Here is a 15,443-nt window from a genome sequence, read left to right as displayed (position 1 = left end):
GCTGCGGGCTCTGCCCTGGTGGGAGGGAGTCATCTGCCTGACTGGCCTGCATCGACGCCCTTGCACGGCCTGCTTCTGGCCGCAGGCCGTGGGAGGGATCGGAGGTTACGACGGTCGCGAAAGCGGTCTGTCAGATGAAGCAGCGGTGTCTGAGCCACTGCTTTCGCGAGCAGGGCTCCCTCCCACCTCGTCATTTGTAAGGCCTGGCTGTTGAGGCGTCATCAATATCGCCCCCGCCGGCAAGCCGGACTGTTACAGGGGCATGCGCTCATCCATCAAACAACACACTCTCTGTGGGAGCGGGCTTGCCCGCGATGACGTCACCGCGCCCTCACCTGCACCCCGGCAAACGCCGGATAAAACCCGCGCCGCGGACTGGTATCCAGCAACTGCGTCAGCAACTGATCGATAAACAGATCGCCGCTGTCGATGCTGGTATCGACCACGAACTCCGGCTCCAGCGGCGCCTCGTAGGGGCTGTCGATCCCGGTGAAGTTGCGGATGCGACCTTCGCGCACCGCCTTGTACAAACCCTTGGCATCGCGCCGCATGCACTCACTCAGCGGCGTGCTGACATGCACCTCGATGAACTGCCCGTCGGCAAGCTGCTGTCGGCAGGCATCGCGGTCTTCCCGGTACGGCGAAATCGCCGAAACAATCACGATCAGCCCGGCATCCACCATCAGTCGCGCCACTTCACCGATGCGCCGCACATTCTCGCGACGGCAGGCTTCGCTCATCCCCAGGTCCTGACACAGCCCGCGGCGCAGACGGTCACCGTCCAGCAGATAACTGTGCAGGCCGTGGCTGGTCAGGGTCTGATCCAGCCGGTTGCCCAGCGTGGTCTTGCCGGCGCCGGACAACCCGGTCAGCCAGATGCAGCAGGCGTGCTGCTGCTTCAATGCCTCGCGCTGATCCTGCGCCACGGACAGCGGTCCGGCGATGATCAGCGGGCGAGGTTCTGGGCGGGCGTCAGTCATAGGAAAACAGCTCGTAGTCTCGGGCATAGACCTCGCGGATGCGTCGTCGCGAAGCCTCGGAGCACAGCGCGGTGGTGCGATAGTTGGCGCCTGGGGAGCGGTTGAGATGGCGCAACTGAGCGTTGATATCCAGGTGCTCACATAGCGCTGAGAAATCCGCTTCCAGATGTTCCTGGCGGCCGATGAAATCCACCGCAATCTGGCCCATGCTGTTTTGCAGAAACTGATACTGCGGGGCGAAATGTATTTGTTTCGACACATTCTCCGGATGCAACCAGCCATCGATGAATGTATCGAAACGCGAATAACGGCTGACCAGTTCAAAAGCGGCTCTATCCCGGGGCTGCGGGTTTTGCAGTAGATAACGATAAGCCGACAATGCTCGATGTAGTGGATCACGTACAAAGCCAAACTTGAAGTACTGCTCATACCGATCTTTGAATTGCTTCTCGTACCAATAGAGTGGCAAATGACCGGTGGGCGTATCGCCAAATATCGACATCGCCACGCTGCTGCCGGCGCATTTGGGAACGTGAATGAAGATGCACTCAAAATGGTCGAAAGCCTCGGGAAACCGGGCTCTGCGCGACAGTGTCTTGTTCACGGCCTGACGATCGACGACGGAAAGTCGCTCAAGCAAAAACTCACGCTGGCTCTTGGGAAGTAACTTCCATAGCAAGTGATTCATAAGGGGATGACCTGTAACGAGGTATGAAGCGACGTTCAGAGTACAGGCAGTTATAAGGAAAGGGAGCGACTTTGCAAATACTTTACGCTGAGCGGATTAATGTAATAAGTTGTGGGCGGTTTGTAGAGAGTTTGTGTGCGGCTGGATACAGACTATTTAAATGGGCTATCGTTTAGAGAAATAGCGAAAACAGGATATGAGGTATTCATGCATCCCGAAACTTTTCTTGAGCACGCCTTGGCCTGTGACGAACTGGACAGGTTTCTGCTGGGGGAGGCACCCTGGTTTCAGGTCGCCAGAAGCGATAACGACGAGCCACAAAATGTGATGGCCGCCTTTGACCAACAGGTTCTGCATTACTGGCGGGAGCACCGTGATGCCAGGTTTCCCGGACAGCTGGTCAAGGCCTTGTGCGATGTGCTGACCGATTGTGCGGATCGTTCGAAAGCCATTTACGTTGTGTCCGATTGGGTCTGGTATTACGGCTATTGCCGAAGCAAGCAACATGCGCAACCGGGCAGTGAATACACTGACCTGTTTGAACTGGACCTCGAACCCGTCGGCGCGATGCTCAAGCAGCAACTGCAAGCCAACAAGGCGCTGTTGATCGCCGATACGCGCTGGGCCGGAAGTCCGTGGAACAGCCAGAGTGGATTGTGGGAGCCGCTGATGCGTACAGCGTTGAATGTTCGGGACACGCTGGGAGGGCCCGACTTCGTACCGGTGAATATCTGATCAGGCCATATTTATTGCTGGCGGGCTCAAACCAGCGACCGCCTGATCTGCCCCGGTGCAGTCCACGACACCTTGACGAATGTCCCGCTCAGCAAGCCCTTGTCCCGCAGGTATTCGAACACCTCGGCGGGGCACCATTCCCTGCCATCGGAAAAGGCCACGCCCAATTGGCGCAACGCATCAAAGACCCGGGCTTTCTGCGAGTCGTCGATCACGTTGAGCGCGACGATCCCGGCCCGCGCTTGCATTGAAAAGCCGAGAGACTTCAGCGCAGGCGTCAGCGTCTCATCCATCACTTTGACGGTAACGGTCTGAACCGCCGCACTTTGCACATAGGCTTTGAGCTCTTCAGTCATGGTCGATTCACCGTAAAGCCGATGCAGCGCGACAAAGGCCGCCTGCATCGGCGGTCGCTCTGTTCAGAAGCGCATGCCCTTGAACGGGTTCCAACCTTGTTCACCCTTCACTTCCTTGAGGTAGTAGGCGTAGTTGGTTGCGATGGCGTACAGGATCGAAAAGCCGAAGCCCAGGCCGTTATCCAGGGCCTTGGGAAATTCCATACCGACGATGGCAAAGATCACGATCAAGGCCGTGTAGAGCAAAAACATGCAGCCCAGCAACGCCAGATTCTTCTTCCACAGGCCCAGGACGAAGAGGTAGATCGGGCCGAAGAAAAACGCGATGAAATTGGCGTTGACCAAGAGTTTTCTGCGAAATGGCAGAGTCTTCAGTTCGGCCTTGTAGCGTGGGTCGTTCGGAGCGCCGAAGGTGTCGAAGAAGTCGAATCGCTCCTGCCATTTGGCGCTGTATTTGCGGGTGTCCTGCAACTGTTCAGTGGTGCTCATGATGTCGCTCCTTGTGTTCCGTCGATGTGATTGTTCTTCCAGGAATATCCATTCATCTCTTGCGGTGCTGCGGCCCTCCTTTATTGCGGCTTAAAGCGTTGTGACTGGCGGTGGTGGGTCAAGACTTCGCCTGCTTGGTCCCCAGCACATCGCGGATACTGTCGACCACGTTGCTGTCCTTGATCACGTCATTGAGCCAGCCTTCCAACGGCATGTTGCCCCACTTGATTGCGCGTTCGATCAGGTAGGGCACCGGGCTTTGCGGCTCGCTCTGTTTGAAGAACTGGGCCACGCCGGCGAGCATGGTGAACGCTTCGTCGCGGGTCAGTGGCGTGGTTCGCAGCGCGGTGGGCGCGGGGTCTTTGACGGGCATGGTCATTGCGGCACCTGCGGTACTTGATTGGGACGTTTCGGCCATGGCTTCGGGGGCGGGCTCTGGCACCGCCGGGTCAAGTTCCACGCCGCGATCCTTGAGCAGTTTTTCCGCCAGTTGCCCGGCTCGAAAAAGAATCTCGTTCAGGCCGGCGAAGCTGGGCGCCTCAGTGCCAAACAGGCGGTCGACGGTTTCCTGAAGCTGGTGGCAGGCGTGCAGGCTGTCGTTGATTTCCGCGGCTTTGCGTAACAGATGCTCGGTTTCGGTGAGCACCACAGAGCGCTGGAAGATTTCCGCGTTGATCTTGCCCTCATCGAGCGCGGTGCGCATCGCCTGCTGATTTTGCAGCGCAAGGTTTTCGACGTGGCGCGACTCGTCATAGCGCAGCAGGCCGAAGTTCTGCCCCTGCGTGATTGGCAGGCCGCCGACGATGTCGGCCAGCGTGGTCTTCAGCCAGGCCAGCCGAGCAGCGCGTTCTTCAAGGCCTTCATCCAGGGCCGGGAACAGGCTGTCCCAGAACGTCTGCAGAATTCGCTCGGCCAGGGTCAGGCCGAAGGTGATGCCGATGAAATGGTATTTGTGCGCCAGGCCCTCGCTGAGCCAGGCCACCAGCATCAAGTCTTTGCTCTGTTGAGCCAGACCTTGTGCGGCCAGCGTGATGGTCTTGTCCCAATCGGACAGTTTCAGATCGGTCTGCCAGTCGCCCTGGGTCAGGTAATCGGGGTCTGCCCGACGAGCTTCCTTGACGTTATCGAACAGCGTGGAAAAGCTCAGGTCTTCGCCGCTCCCCCCATCAATAGGTGCTGTCAGCTTGGCCAGCGAAAGGTCGTTGAGAAATTCAGACATGGGACATCCGCAAAAAAATAAAAGAGCACCGCGCCGCACAGCGCGACACGGTGCCGAACGTGGGCCGCCACCTTGGGCGGCGGTCCACTGTACTTAGCCGATCACGCGAAAACCTTGTTCGCGGTGCGGTCCCAACCACCGGTGACGTTGCCGCCGCCCTGGCCGTCGGAGCGGCTCTGTTGGGTGTAGGTGGTTTTGATGCGTGCGAAGTTGAAGCTGATTTCTTCGATCGGCAGATCGCTGACAGGCTTGTCTTCACCGCCCTGATTGCCACCGGCGACAGCCTTGACCGACGACACGACAACCTCTTCCAGGTTGATGGTCAGATAGGTCAGCTTGTCGCCGCCAGCGCGGTTGACGTTCAGCTGGATCTTGGCGATGTGGGTGCCCTTGCAGCAGGCTTCGAACAGCTTGGCAGAAGCCTTGTCGACAGCTTTGCGGATGCTGAAGTCGCTCAGTGCGACGCGCTCGGACGACGCACCGCCCGAGGAGCTGGCAGTAGCAGAGGTCGCCTGAGTGGCGCCGTACTCGTAACCGAGCACTTCGATCCAGTCCTTGTGTTTGTCGTCCAGTACTTCACCTGGAATGCCGTCGATCTGAATATATGCGTCAAATGCCATTTCTTACTTCTCCATTTCTTACATTTAAGGGCCAGCCTTACCTGCGGCCAGATCACAGCCCCCTTGAGTCGACCTCTTTGAAGCGTTCAAGAGAGGTCTGTTGCCGCTGCCCGGGCCTTTGCTGACAGAGGCCCGGACGCCGGTTTCTTTATGGCGGCGCCGGTTCAGTTCAGCGCGCGCACTTCGATCTCTACCCGCCGATTGGGCTCCAGGCATTGAATGAGTTGTGTACGGGGCAACTGCATGTCGCATTTGACCAGCGGCTTCTCGCTGCCTTCGCCAACGGCTTCGACCAGGTCGGCGGGCACGCCCTTGCCGACCAGATAGGTCTTGATGGTCTGCGCGCGTTGTCGGGATACCTGGAGGTTGCCTTGCGGGTCTCCCAACTGATCGGCATGCCCGGCGATGATGATCTTGCCGATGTTGGGAGTGCTCAAAAGCTTGCCGGCGATGGCGCTCAACTGGCTTTGCCCTTCGGTTTTCAGGCTCTGGAAATCGGCGCGGGCGAAAGCGAACAGGGTGTCCGACTCCAGCGTGATGGTTTCGATCGAGCGCAACGACTGCGACAGCAGGCTGTTGATGTAATTGCGCGAGCTGGAGGTCAGGAAGGCGTTGTCGAGAATTCTCGGCACGTCCGGCTCGTGAATCTGGTCGCTGTAGAAGTTGACCTGCCGGCTGGCCAACTCATAGTCGCTGCCCGAGTTGGTCGCCGCGTCGGCAGCGGTCATGTTCCGACCCGTCTGCCGGGCAATCGCCGGGTACCAGTAATCCGGGATTTTCGCCTTGAGAAACGCTGGGTCGGCTTTTTCGCGTTGTGCGCGGGACAACATGACGTAGGTTTCCAGGGTGGCCTTGCCAAAATCGGCAATGGATTGCGCGCGGTTGTCACCGGGCAGGGCGCGTGGCTCTACGCTGTCCACGCCGGTGACCGGCATCAGGTCCCTGGCGTTACGCTGGTAGACCTTGAGCGTGGTCAGCAGGTAAAGCGAGCGGGTCAGGTTGTCGGCGGTCGGTTTGAGCATCACCGTCTCCAGCCGGCTGAAATAGCGGGCGCGCAACAGTGGCTCGACCTTGTAGCCCTGATACAGGCCCATGCGCAGACGCAGCGGTACGCCTTGGTCGTGGTGGCGGGTGTAATAGTCGGCAGTCCAGAAGCGCAGATGATCCAGCGTCTGCCAGGCGGTGTATTGGCTTCTGACCGATTTGTCCTGTGTCGTCGCGGCGGCCAGCTCGCTGGAGATGTTTTCAATCGCCGATTGGTTGTTCCAGTACGACCAGCCCCACAGTCCGCACAGCAGCAACGCCGCCAGACTGGCGCCACCGACCCACGCAGCCTTGCGTCGACGTTCACGGAAGTTGCTGGTGTAGAGTGCGACCAGGTGTTGATCCGGGATGATCACTTTGCGGAACAGGCTGTTGATGAACAGCGGTTGCGGCTGCGCATTGCCGCCCACCGCTTCCTGCTCGGCTTCCAGAGAAAAACGCTCACCGACCTGGCGGGCATGGCCGCCAAGCTCCGGCGCATTGGCGTCCAGCGCACTGGTGAAGTAAAAGCCGCGCAGCAGCTCGGCATTCTGATAAGGGTTGGCGCGCAGCAAGGCGTCGACGAATAGTTGCAGCCGGGGTTTGAGCGCGGCCAGCTCCAGCGGGAAGCGATACACCGCCGAATCTTCGCGGGTGATCTGAATGTCTTGTGACACCAGTTGCTGACGGGCGATCTCCTGCCAGTAGCTGACCAGCTCATCCATGGCCACGCCGAAACGCTGGCCCCAGTCAGCGCTTTCATAGTCTTTGTGGGCAAAGGTCTTGCCCATCACCTCGCCGCGGGCGACTTCATCGAGTTGTCGGTAAAACGGTGCAAAGCCGGGCACCAGATCGCACTTGGTGAACACCAGATAGACCGGCAGACGCACTTCCAGCAGCGAATGGGTTTCCTGAATCCGTTCGCGCAGGCGTTTGGCGAGGCGTTCCTGTTCCTCCAGCGAGGTCTGCAGAATGTCGTGGATGCTCACCGTGACGATCAGGCCGTTGAGCGGGCGCCGTTGCCGGTGCTGGCGCAGTAACTGGAGAAATGCCCGCCATTTGCCGGCTTCTTCCTGGTTGTTCATGTAGCGTCCGGCGGTGTCGAGCAACACGGCTTCGGAGCTGAAGAACCAGTCGCAGTTACGCGTCCCGCCCAGTCCGGCAACCCGTACACCTTCGCGTTCGGCGTAGGGGAAACTCAGGCCCGACTGATAGAGCATGGTGCTTTTGCCCGCCGCTGGCTGGCCGACCACCAGATACCACGGCAGTGCGTAGAGCGCATCTTTGGCCGCCGTGCCACGGGGCTTGTTGCTGTGCAGACGCTCGATGCTTTGCAACAGGCGCTCACGCAGCAGGCTTACTTCTTCCCGGTCGGCGGGGCTGGCATTGAGCACGGCCTGGTCGGCGTCGTCACGCAACAGGCCTTCGAGGTTGTGATGGGTGGACACGCCGCGATAGAGCAGCAGCACGTAAGCGGCCGACAGCAGCAGAAACACACCGATACCGGCCAGCAGGCTGTTCAGCGAGCTGAAGTCCAGGGCACGTCCGATGCCCCAGACGACGAATGTGCTGAGGAAGAAGCACACACCCAGAATGTAGGGCTGATAGCGCAGGAAGTAGTACTTGATCTTGTTCATACGGATTTCACATCCAGCGCCCCGACAACATGGTCGATGACGTCAAAAAGGGGCCGGTCAATGTTGGGGAATGCAGGAGGCTGGTGGTGCTCGTCGAATGTCGCAAAGTCCGCCAGCACATCGTAATTTTCCGTGAGCTCGCTTGAGCCGGTCAGCGCCGTGTACACCCCGGCAGTACCCCGCGACGGGAAGCAGAACAGCCGCGGGCGCATGAAGTCGTCGGCCAGCACGCTGACCTCCGGGCTGGTCCGTCCAGGCTTCATGCGCGTCAGCCAGTCGACCCACAGATCGGCCGTCGGATTTTTCAGACCGCGTTCTGGTGGCAGCGGCAGGCAGATACCCAACGCGTCGGCGTGATGCAACGGCTGACGCAGTGCATACAGGCGCGTCAGCACGGCATGGGTGACAAACTCGGGATATGAATTTTCAAGTGCCGTGGCGATGTCGCGCAGGGTGAAATTCAGCAAGAATTTTTCGTGCACCTGGCGAAACAGTGCGAAGTCCTGGCCCTGTAATGGCCGCAGTGCCTTGATCCTGTCGAACAACGCCGCCGGGGCTTCGCCCTGAATGGCCAGATGCAGCAACGGCTTGATCTGCGCGCTGAACAACTCGCCGAGGGTGAACGGGTTGACCAGTGGCTCGCCGTCGCCAGCCTTGACCGTCTGGAAGACGAAGAACGGATAACGTCGCTCGCTGGCGTCTCGAGAACTGATCAGCCCGCCCAGCAGCCAGTTTCCCGAACGCGCGCGGTAGGCGAAGAAGCAAACCGGCAAACGGTCGAACCGCGCGCGCCAGTCGTCGTGGTGATGCAGCGCCGCGAGCGACGCCTGCAGCCAGCCATCGAACTCGCACACCTCGTCAGCTGCGCCGTGCAGGCTGACGAAGTCGGCGCTCGCCGGGATTTTCCCGAAGCAGCCAATCATTGACCGCCCCCCGTGCACAGGATCAGTTCGCTCACTTGGTACGCCCATCCGCAACGCTGACCGGCGTGTTGAGTGCGCTCAGCGATTTGACGTTGGCCAGATCGGTCAGCTTGACCCCGCCGTAGTTGCGCACGGCAAGGCTCACCTGGCCGCTGTCAGTGCTCCAGCTGAAGCGCTGCTGAATGCCGTCCAGATCGTCGACGTGTGCGCTGTCGTTCATCCGCAGCAGGCCCCAGCGTCCGGGATAGTCGAACACGGTGATGCGCTCGCCCGTCAGCGTGACCACGTCCAGCCGCGCGCCGGGCGCGGTGGTGGTGCCGGGCCAGGAGAAGCGGCTCCAGCTGGTCTTGCCGTTGCGGTAATGCTGCACCTGCCCGTCGAGGGTGAAGATGATGTCGGTGAAGTACGCCGACGGTTCCAGCATGATCTCGAAGCCGTTGTCCTTGTCCGACAGGCTGGCGATGACCTGGCCCAGCGAACTGGCCTTGTCGATGCTGTTGACCATGTTGGGGCTGACCAGCGGTGCCGCTTTGGTGCTGCTGCTCATGCCCAGGCCCTCACCGCCGGAGAGATTGCCGATTTCGTTGCGTTTGAAATTGGGCAACAGGCCGGATTCGGGGTCGACAAAGCGCTGCAGATCCTTGACCGAAGCTTCGTTGCGGCTGCCGGCGGCAATCGGGTAACGGTGAGCCATGACCTGCTCCCACGGTTTGGCGATCTGCTGTGCCCAGGCTTTGGCGATCTGCTCGCCAGCCGGATCGCGCAAGGTTTCCCAGGCGAACTGGATCGGCAGGCTGAACAGCCCCTGCAGCGACGCCGACAAACCGCCCTGGCTGGTGTCGACCGTGGTTTCAACGTAGTTGCGCACGTTGGTCACTTCGCTCGGCTGGCCTTCCAGGGTTTCGCTGATCAACAGCTTGCTGCTCTTGCCGACGTCCTGCGAGCGCTGGATGTTGTTCATGCGCACCTTGAGCTTGCGCAGCGCTGCGAGGTAACGGTCCATGATCGTGCTGTCGGCGCCTTCGGCGTTCTGCGCGGCGAACACGCGCGATACGGGTTCGAAGCGCTTGGCCAGACTGCCGTCGTCTACAGGCGGCAGTGGTGAGAGAAGCGCGGTAGCCGACGTCTCGGGACCGTCGAACAGCCCGGTGACTTTGCCCCAGAACGTGTCTTCGGGCTTCTTGCCCGGCTGCTGGGTTTCGTGCGGCGCCGGCAGGTCCCACTGGGTGTTGTCGTTGACCCCGGACAGCAGGATTTTCACCGGCGAGTTCTGCACGTCGCTGAGCAGGGACAGTTGCTGCGTGGCGTTGGCCATGTCGGTGAAGTGCCGCACGCCGACGCCGTTGAGCAGGGTGTACCAGGCTTGCGCATAGTCCCGCTTGTAGCGCGCCATGAACTCACGGATGAAGTTGGCTTTCTGCACAATGCTGTCGCCGCCTTCGCCATCCAGCACCCAGTCGGATTCGTTGCGCAGGTTGCCGGACACCAGTTTGATCAGCTCCGGCTTGACGAACTCCTGCCAGCCCTGACGAGTAAAGATGGCCGGCACCGCTTCGCTGCCGTAAAGCAGTTGGCGACCGGGCAGCGGCACCAGTTCGTTGAGGCTGACGGACGGAAACTGACGGCTCGATTCCAGTTGCAGGCGCAGGTATTCACGGTCGACCAGCGAGCTGGAGATCATGAAGGACTTGAGGCTCTTGCGGGTGCTCTCGACCAGTTGCTCGTTACGCGGCAAGGCCGGGGCCTGCCCGTTCTTGAGCAACTGCACGTACATCGGCGCGTTGTCTTGAATCACCTCGTCACTGACCGGGTTGTCCTGCGTGGCGGTGCTCGCCCAGGCGACTGGCAAGGCTGCGCTGATGAACTCAGGGTCCGGGTGGGCATCGGGCTGGGTCAGCATCAGGTACAGCTTCAACGCGTTATAGGACTCGATGATCGAAGCGACTTGCTGCTCATCCAGCCGGCCGAGCATTTCCTCGGACAATGACAACCCGCCCGTGGTGGCCGACAGGTCGGCGGCATCGCTGGCCGTAGCCGGGTTGCGCACATCGGCCAGTAGCGTGTCGCGGGCTTTGTTCGCGGCGCCTTTCATGCCGGTTTTCAGGCGGCTGCCGGCATCGCTGGCGCTGCGCGGAATGCTGCCAAGGCTCGGTTTGCCGTTGGTGCTGGTCAGGCCTTGTAGCGTGCGGCCGGTCACTTTCTCGGTTTTGCCGTTCTTGTTGTTCGCCCTGTCCGGCGTAGCGCCGAAGTTGTTCTGCGGATCCATCGCCTTGGCAAATTCATTGAAGGCGCGCATCTGCAATTGCAGCTTCAAGGCGACCGGCTCCAGCGCCTGGCTGCGCAGTTGTTGCAGGTAAGCAGTCTGCGCGGCGCTGAAAATTTCATCGCCACGGTACAGACCGGCGCTCAGTTGCAGCGGCACACCTTTGGCACGGTGCTTTTCGATCAGCGCCAGCTCGTCGCGCAGCAGTTCAAGACCTTGGCCCGATGCCAGCCGCTGGCTGCGCTCAGGCGAGGCGTTGAGATCGCTTAGCTTGTGTTGCAGCGAGGCAATCCAGTCCCGGTTGTTCTGGTAGGCCAGTGCCTGCCAGCCAATGAATGCGAGGCCGACGAACAGCGCCAGGGCGATCAATGCCGGGCTGAAAGAGTGGCTGCTTCCCGAGCGCGACTGGTACAGCGTCAGGTCGCGATCCGGGAAAATCACCCGGCGAAAGGTGTCGGTGATGAAGTAACTGCGGTCGCCGACCTTTCTCCCGGACGCTTCAGCAGCGGTGCCAGCGTCGTGTGCCGTACTCAGGGCGAAGGTCTCGGCCAGATCGTCTTCGTAGACCTGACTCAGTTGCTGGTCGGTCTGCAATGCACTAGTGAAATACACGCCGCGCAGCAGCAACGGGTTGCCACTGCTGCCTGGCTGGGTGAAATGCTCAAGGAACTGCTCCAGCACGCGAGGCAGCTCGGAGAAATAGTTCGGGAAATTGAGCAGCGCGCTGTTGGCATCCGAGCCCAGGGCGATCAATTGTGCATCGACGTGGCGCTTGATGCCGTTGTGCAGGTTCCGCAATTTGCTGTCCAGTACCGTACGCAGGCCCCGGGTCTTGATCTCCGACAACGCGAACGTCATGCCCAGCGGTTGCAGGCGCTCGTTGAGATCCAGACCGTCGAAAGCCTGGTTGAAACCGGGCAACTGGTCGGTCTTGCTCAGCATCAGATAGATCGGCGGATTGGCATCCAGGCAGCGGGTGTATTCCTCGATTCGCGCAACCAGTTGCGCAGCCATCTTCGCGCGCTCGGCCACAGTGGCCGCCAGCAGTTCCGGCAAGCTCACGACCAGCACCAGGCCGTTGACCGCAGATTTCTTGCGCTGCTTTTTCAGCAATTGCAGGAAGGCGGAGAATTCACTGGCCGACTGATCGTCATGCAGATACCGACCGGCAGTGTCGATCAACACCGCATCGGGGCTGAAATACCAGTCGCAATGCTGGGTGCCGCTGTCGTTGTCGTTCTGGCTGCCGGCAATGCTGGCCGACAGCCCGGAGCGGGTCAGCAGCGAAGTCTTGCCGGCTGCCGACATGCCGATCACCAGGTACCACGGTAGATCGAACAGCGCCGACGAGCCTCCGCCACCGGCAGAGCGGTCGGCGCGCAGCATGGCGATGGCGTGCTTCAGGCGCTCGCGCAGCACTTGCTGATCGCGGAATTCGCCGGTGGATTTCAGCGAGCGATCGACCTCGATCTGGACCAGATTTTCCAGGTTGCGTTCGATGCGGATGCGTCGGTATTGGCGCAGGATGATGATCAGCAGGTAAAACGCACTGACGATGACCATCGATTCCAGCATGTGATCACGGGACCCTTGCAGGCGCGGCGCAACGAACCAGCAGACAATCAGGCTGAGTAGCCACAGCGCGGGAACGAGAAACCAGAAACTCTTGAGTGAGCGCAATAGTGTTTTCATGTCTTCCTGACTCGGTTACCTGACCATTGCTCAGGCACTGAACAGCTGGCTGATTTGTTCGGACAATGCGGCCACATCCTTGCCCAGCAGCCAGTCCAGCGTCAGGTAAACCCCCACGCAGACCAGTGCGATCAGCACCAGATAGAGCCAGGCGGGTACTTCGTGGCGCAGCATCTGCGACACCTGATCCGGCAGCGCCCAGTCAGGCGCCAGCGTTTTCGGCGTTTTGCGATAGCGGGCAATGTCCTGGCCCAGGGTGTTGGCCAGATAGCGCAACTGATCCTTTTCACCGATGCCGAACTTGCCCTCGAAGCCCAGTGCCAGGCACAGGTGGTACACCTCAAGCACGTCCAGGTTGTGTTTGACGTCGACGCGCAGTGCATCGATTTTTTCAAAGAAGCCCTGACCGGCCAGGTGCACGCCGAAATAGCGGAATTGCAACGGAGACAGTTCGAAGTGTCGGCGCAGTTCGTTCTCGCCGGAGCGCAGCACACTCTCGTCAAGAAAGGCACACAAGGCGTATTGCGTGTCCTTGACCTGATCGACGCTGTAATTGGCGGCGCGGGCGTCTCGCTCAAGGGTGGCGAAGAAGCTGTCGACGCTGGCCTCGAAGGCGCTGACCGAGGTCACTTGACGGCCACGACGCACGATCAGCGCCATGCTGATGAAGTCCTGCACCAGGTCTTTGAGAGTGGATTTAGTGGGGGCGGCGGCCATGGCGCCTTGCATTACGGCTTCGCTCATTTGAGTACCGCCATCAGTTCCAGCTTGAGGTTGGTGAAGGCACTCGGTGCGTAGAACGAGATCGCCTGGGCGTTCATCATCCGTTCGTAGACCTGGCCATGGGGTTCGATGGAGAAATAGTGGTTGTCCAGACGCACCGGAATGGCATTGGGCAGCCGGTTGGCGTGGTTCAGCGGTGCGCCTGGCATGGCGCTGTTGACCACCGTTTCGATGTCTTCGGGCGAGCCGACCTTGAAGGCACGTGGCACCAGTTCCAGCAGGCTGGCGCCGGGCATGTCGGCATGCACGGAAAAGTAGAAATCGGCCTCGGCCAGCCGCGGATCGTTCAGCTTGCCCTGCCAGTACGACGGCTTGGTCTGGGTCAGGTGGATGACCACGCACTGGTTGGGGATCACGTTGTCCAGCAGCACGCGAATCGTCTCGTCGAGTTTCATCAGCGACGCCGCCGGATCGTGGTGATCGTATTCGGGGATTTCGTTGAGTTCGTTCTTCAGCGAGAACGTCAGCAGCCCGGCGGCCAGCTCCGCCAGAAACAGGTACAGCCGCTCGGGGTGCAGGCGCGGATGGGACAGCAGATGCGCCAGGTTCGGGTAGGCGCGGTTGACCGTGTTGAGCAGCCAGAACAGCGTCACGTCGCTGGAGCCGAATTCGGCGATCTGGTCGGCCCGCTCGCGGCGACGCCCCGACAGTGCCTTGCTTTTCGCCTGCAACGCACCAAGAAGGCGCTTGCCCAGGCCGATGAGGGTTTCGTGAGTACCCAAGTGCAGGCTCGGGTGGACAAAATGCGTGTCCAGATTGAAGCCGCCAATGTTGTTGCGCGACAGCCGTGCCACCGGGCAATAGGTATAGCCGTCCAGGTTGTCGCCATCGATCAGCATCACCACGTTCAGGCGCAGGCTGGTGATCTCGTTTTCCAGATCGCCTTCGTTGAGGTCCGGCAGGGTGTCGAACTGTTTGCGAAAGCGCCGCGCGCTTTTCTGTTCCTGACCGTCTTCGACGTAATTCATGCCGAACGGCTCGGCCAGCTTCAGGGCGGCGTACACCTTGAAATCATCACCCTTGAGCAGGTCACGCAGGTCTCGCGCCGCGGGCAACGGGTCATGCTGCGGAGCATCGAACAGCGTGCCGTCGGGGAACACCAGTTTCAGGCGTTTGAGCTGCAGCGAACCGTTGGCCAGCGCTTCTTCGTCGATCTGTAGCGTTTGTATGCCCCAGTGGAACGGGGTGCTGCGCAAGGTCGACTCGGCCAGCTGGTGCTGGTGAAATTCATCCTGATATTGGAAATGCTGCGGCAAAAGGAACATGCCTTCGGACCACATCACGCGGCTTTGCTTACTCATGAACGCCTTCCAGCAATGAATCGAATTTTGACTGCATGCCCTTCTGTACCGAGTCGGTGGCGGTGTCCTGGGCTTTCTGCGCCACGGCTTCCTGCACTTTTTGCAGTGGCGCCGGGGTCGCCGGCACACCGTTTTGCTTCGCCAGTTGCGCTTCAGTCGGCGGCTTGTTCAACACGTCGGCGCCGCGCAAGGCCTGCACCTGATTGTTGTCGACCAGCACGCGCAGGCCGTCGGAGGAAAACCAGATGCCATCCTTGCGCAGGGAGTTGGCATCGAAGGCGACTTTCCAGCGGCTTTTGTCTTCGGAGCGAAAGAACGCTGCTACGCCGACGTAACTGGCGGCCTTGTTCAGCGGCCACTGATCGACCTGCCCGATGCCCGGCAGCAGGGTGATTTCCTGGCTGTCGATCAGGGTGTTGCCCAGCGCTTTCTGCGGGTCTTCCCACAGTGAATCGGCATCGATAGAGGCGAAGCGCTCCAGCGCGGTCAGTTGATACACGCGCAGCACCACCGAGAGCGGCTTGCCGGTTTCATCGGGGTTCAGCTGGTTGCCGCCGTCGGAGGTCAGGATCACTTTCTCCTTGTCGCCAAACAGCATGTCGCCGGCCCAGGTGTCGTCGACGCGCTTGCTGGCCCGGTCGGTGATGCCGCAGGCCGTCAGAGCGACGGCCAGCGTCACGAGGGCCGCACACCGTGCCCAGCGTGGGCAAAGCGTTTCGTTGTTGTGCATAGTC

At 60.4% G+C, this 15,443-nt stretch carries 13 protein-coding genes; 1 reads left to right on the top strand and 12 read right to left on the bottom strand.

Features of this window, described 5'->3' with window-relative positions; translation table 11 throughout:
* Nucleotides 1-320: 320 nt before the first annotated feature.
* Together cysC and ACIPL0_RS22545 are read right to left on the bottom strand one after the other, a co-directional pair.
* Nucleotides 321-980, bottom strand: a complete 660-nt coding sequence (cysC, locus tag ACIPL0_RS22550) for an adenylyl-sulfate kinase (RefSeq protein WP_400599234.1) — start codon at nt 978-980, stop codon at nt 321-323.
* Nucleotides 973-1,668 (bottom strand): sulfotransferase family 2 domain-containing protein, encoded by a 696-nt coding sequence (locus tag ACIPL0_RS22545; protein WP_400599235.1) that lies wholly within the window; start codon nt 1,666-1,668, stop codon nt 973-975. Before ACIPL0_RS22545 ends, cysC begins: the two co-directional genes overlap by 8 nt.
* A gap of 135 nt (nt 1,669-1,803) precedes the next feature.
* Between ACIPL0_RS22545 and ACIPL0_RS22540 the strand changes: the two genes are divergently transcribed.
* Nucleotides 1,804-2,403: a hypothetical protein gene (locus ACIPL0_RS22540; RefSeq protein WP_400599237.1), complete on the top strand. Its 600-nt coding sequence runs from the start codon at nt 1,804-1,806 to the stop codon at nt 2,401-2,403.
* 26 nt (nt 2,404-2,429) lie between these two features.
* Here ACIPL0_RS22540 and ACIPL0_RS22535 read toward each other — a convergent pair whose 3' ends face one another.
* The 10 genes from ACIPL0_RS22535 to tssJ form a co-directional block, all read right to left on the bottom strand.
* Nucleotides 2,430-2,759 carry a hypothetical protein gene (locus ACIPL0_RS22535; RefSeq protein ID WP_400599238.1) on the bottom strand — a complete coding sequence of 110 codons (330 nt, stop codon included), beginning with the start codon at nt 2,757-2,759 and terminating at the stop codon, nt 2,430-2,432.
* 63 nt (nt 2,760-2,822) lie between these two features.
* Nucleotides 2,823-3,248, bottom strand: coding sequence for a DUF2628 domain-containing protein (locus tag ACIPL0_RS22530; RefSeq protein WP_400599239.1), 426 nt, complete (start codon nt 3,246-3,248; stop codon nt 2,823-2,825).
* 118 nt (nt 3,249-3,366) lie between these two features.
* Nucleotides 3,367-4,467, bottom strand: a complete 1,101-nt coding sequence (gene tssA / locus ACIPL0_RS22525; protein ID WP_400599240.1) for a type VI secretion system protein TssA — start codon at nt 4,465-4,467, stop codon at nt 3,367-3,369.
* A gap of 101 nt (nt 4,468-4,568) precedes the next feature.
* Nucleotides 4,569-5,087 (bottom strand): Hcp family type VI secretion system effector, encoded by a 519-nt coding sequence (locus tag ACIPL0_RS22520; protein WP_400599241.1) that lies wholly within the window; start codon nt 5,085-5,087, stop codon nt 4,569-4,571.
* Nucleotides 5,088-5,251: 164 nt separating this feature from the next.
* A complete protein-coding gene (gene tssM, locus ACIPL0_RS22515; protein ID WP_400599242.1) occupies nt 5,252-7,747 on the bottom strand; it encodes a type VI secretion system membrane subunit TssM in 2,496 nt (831 codons plus the stop codon).
* Nucleotides 7,744-8,670 (bottom strand): type VI secretion system-associated protein TagF, encoded by a 927-nt coding sequence (tagF, locus tag ACIPL0_RS22510; RefSeq protein ID WP_400599418.1) that lies wholly within the window; start codon nt 8,668-8,670, stop codon nt 7,744-7,746. The genes tssM and tagF overlap by 4 nt, the downstream gene beginning before the upstream one ends.
* Before the next feature lie 31 nt (nt 8,671-8,701).
* Nucleotides 8,702-12,625, bottom strand: a complete 3,924-nt coding sequence (locus tag ACIPL0_RS22505; protein WP_400599243.1) for a type VI secretion protein IcmF/TssM N-terminal domain-containing protein — start codon at nt 12,623-12,625, stop codon at nt 8,702-8,704.
* A 30-nt stretch (nt 12,626-12,655) separates the two neighbouring features.
* Nucleotides 12,656-13,369 (bottom strand): type IVB secretion system protein IcmH/DotU, encoded by a 714-nt coding sequence (icmH, locus tag ACIPL0_RS22500; RefSeq protein WP_400599244.1) that lies wholly within the window; start codon nt 13,367-13,369, stop codon nt 12,656-12,658.
* Nucleotides 13,366-14,709 carry a type VI secretion system baseplate subunit TssK gene (tssK, locus tag ACIPL0_RS22495; protein ID WP_400599245.1) on the bottom strand — a complete coding sequence of 448 codons (1,344 nt, stop codon included), beginning with the start codon at nt 14,707-14,709 and terminating at the stop codon, nt 13,366-13,368. Before tssK ends, icmH begins: the two co-directional genes overlap by 4 nt.
* Nucleotides 14,702-15,439 (bottom strand): type VI secretion system lipoprotein TssJ, encoded by a 738-nt coding sequence (gene tssJ, locus ACIPL0_RS22490; RefSeq protein WP_400599419.1) that lies wholly within the window; start codon nt 15,437-15,439, stop codon nt 14,702-14,704. Before tssJ ends, tssK begins: the two co-directional genes overlap by 8 nt.
* Nucleotides 15,440-15,443 lie beyond the last annotated feature (4 nt).

The sequence above is a fragment of the Pseudomonas sp. NPDC090208 genome (assembly GCF_044746785.1).
Taxonomy (GTDB): domain Bacteria; phylum Pseudomonadota; class Gammaproteobacteria; order Pseudomonadales; family Pseudomonadaceae; genus Aquipseudomonas.
The sequence above is the reverse complement of the archived record's forward strand: the minus strand, read 5'-3'. Positions and strand labels throughout refer to the sequence as shown.

Bases quoted from the DNA above. Each gene is read 5' to 3' on its own strand.
- tssM (WP_400599242.1), bottom strand. From the start codon at position 7,747: ATGAACAAGATCAAGTACTACTTCCTGCGCTATCAGCCCTACATTCTG.
- ACIPL0_RS22530 (WP_400599239.1), bottom strand. From the start codon at position 3,248: ATGAGCACCACTGAACAGTTGCAGGACACCCGCAAATACAGCGCCAAA.
- tssK (WP_400599245.1), bottom strand. From the start codon at position 14,709: ATGAGTAAGCAAAGCCGCGTGATGTGGTCCGAAGGCATGTTCCTTTTG.
- icmH (WP_400599244.1), bottom strand. From the start codon at position 13,369: ATGAGCGAAGCCGTAATGCAAGGCGCCATGGCCGCCGCCCCCACTAAA.
- tssA (WP_400599240.1), bottom strand. From the start codon at position 4,467: ATGTCTGAATTTCTCAACGACCTTTCGCTGGCCAAGCTGACAGCACCT.
- ACIPL0_RS22520 (WP_400599241.1), bottom strand. From the start codon at position 5,087: ATGGCATTTGACGCATATATTCAGATCGACGGCATTCCAGGTGAAGTA.
- ACIPL0_RS22535 (WP_400599238.1), bottom strand. From the start codon at position 2,759: ATGACTGAAGAGCTCAAAGCCTATGTGCAAAGTGCGGCGGTTCAGACC.
- ACIPL0_RS22505 (WP_400599243.1), bottom strand. From the start codon at position 12,625: ATGAAAACACTATTGCGCTCACTCAAGAGTTTCTGGTTTCTCGTTCCC.
- cysC (WP_400599234.1), bottom strand. From the start codon at position 980: ATGACTGACGCCCGCCCAGAACCTCGCCCGCTGATCATCGCCGGACCG.
- tssJ (WP_400599419.1), bottom strand. From the start codon at position 15,439: ATGCACAACAACGAAACGCTTTGCCCACGCTGGGCACGGTGTGCGGCC.
- tagF (WP_400599418.1), bottom strand. From the start codon at position 8,670: ATGATTGGCTGCTTCGGGAAAATCCCGGCGAGCGCCGACTTCGTCAGC.
- ACIPL0_RS22545 (WP_400599235.1), bottom strand. From the start codon at position 1,668: ATGAATCACTTGCTATGGAAGTTACTTCCCAAGAGCCAGCGTGAGTTT.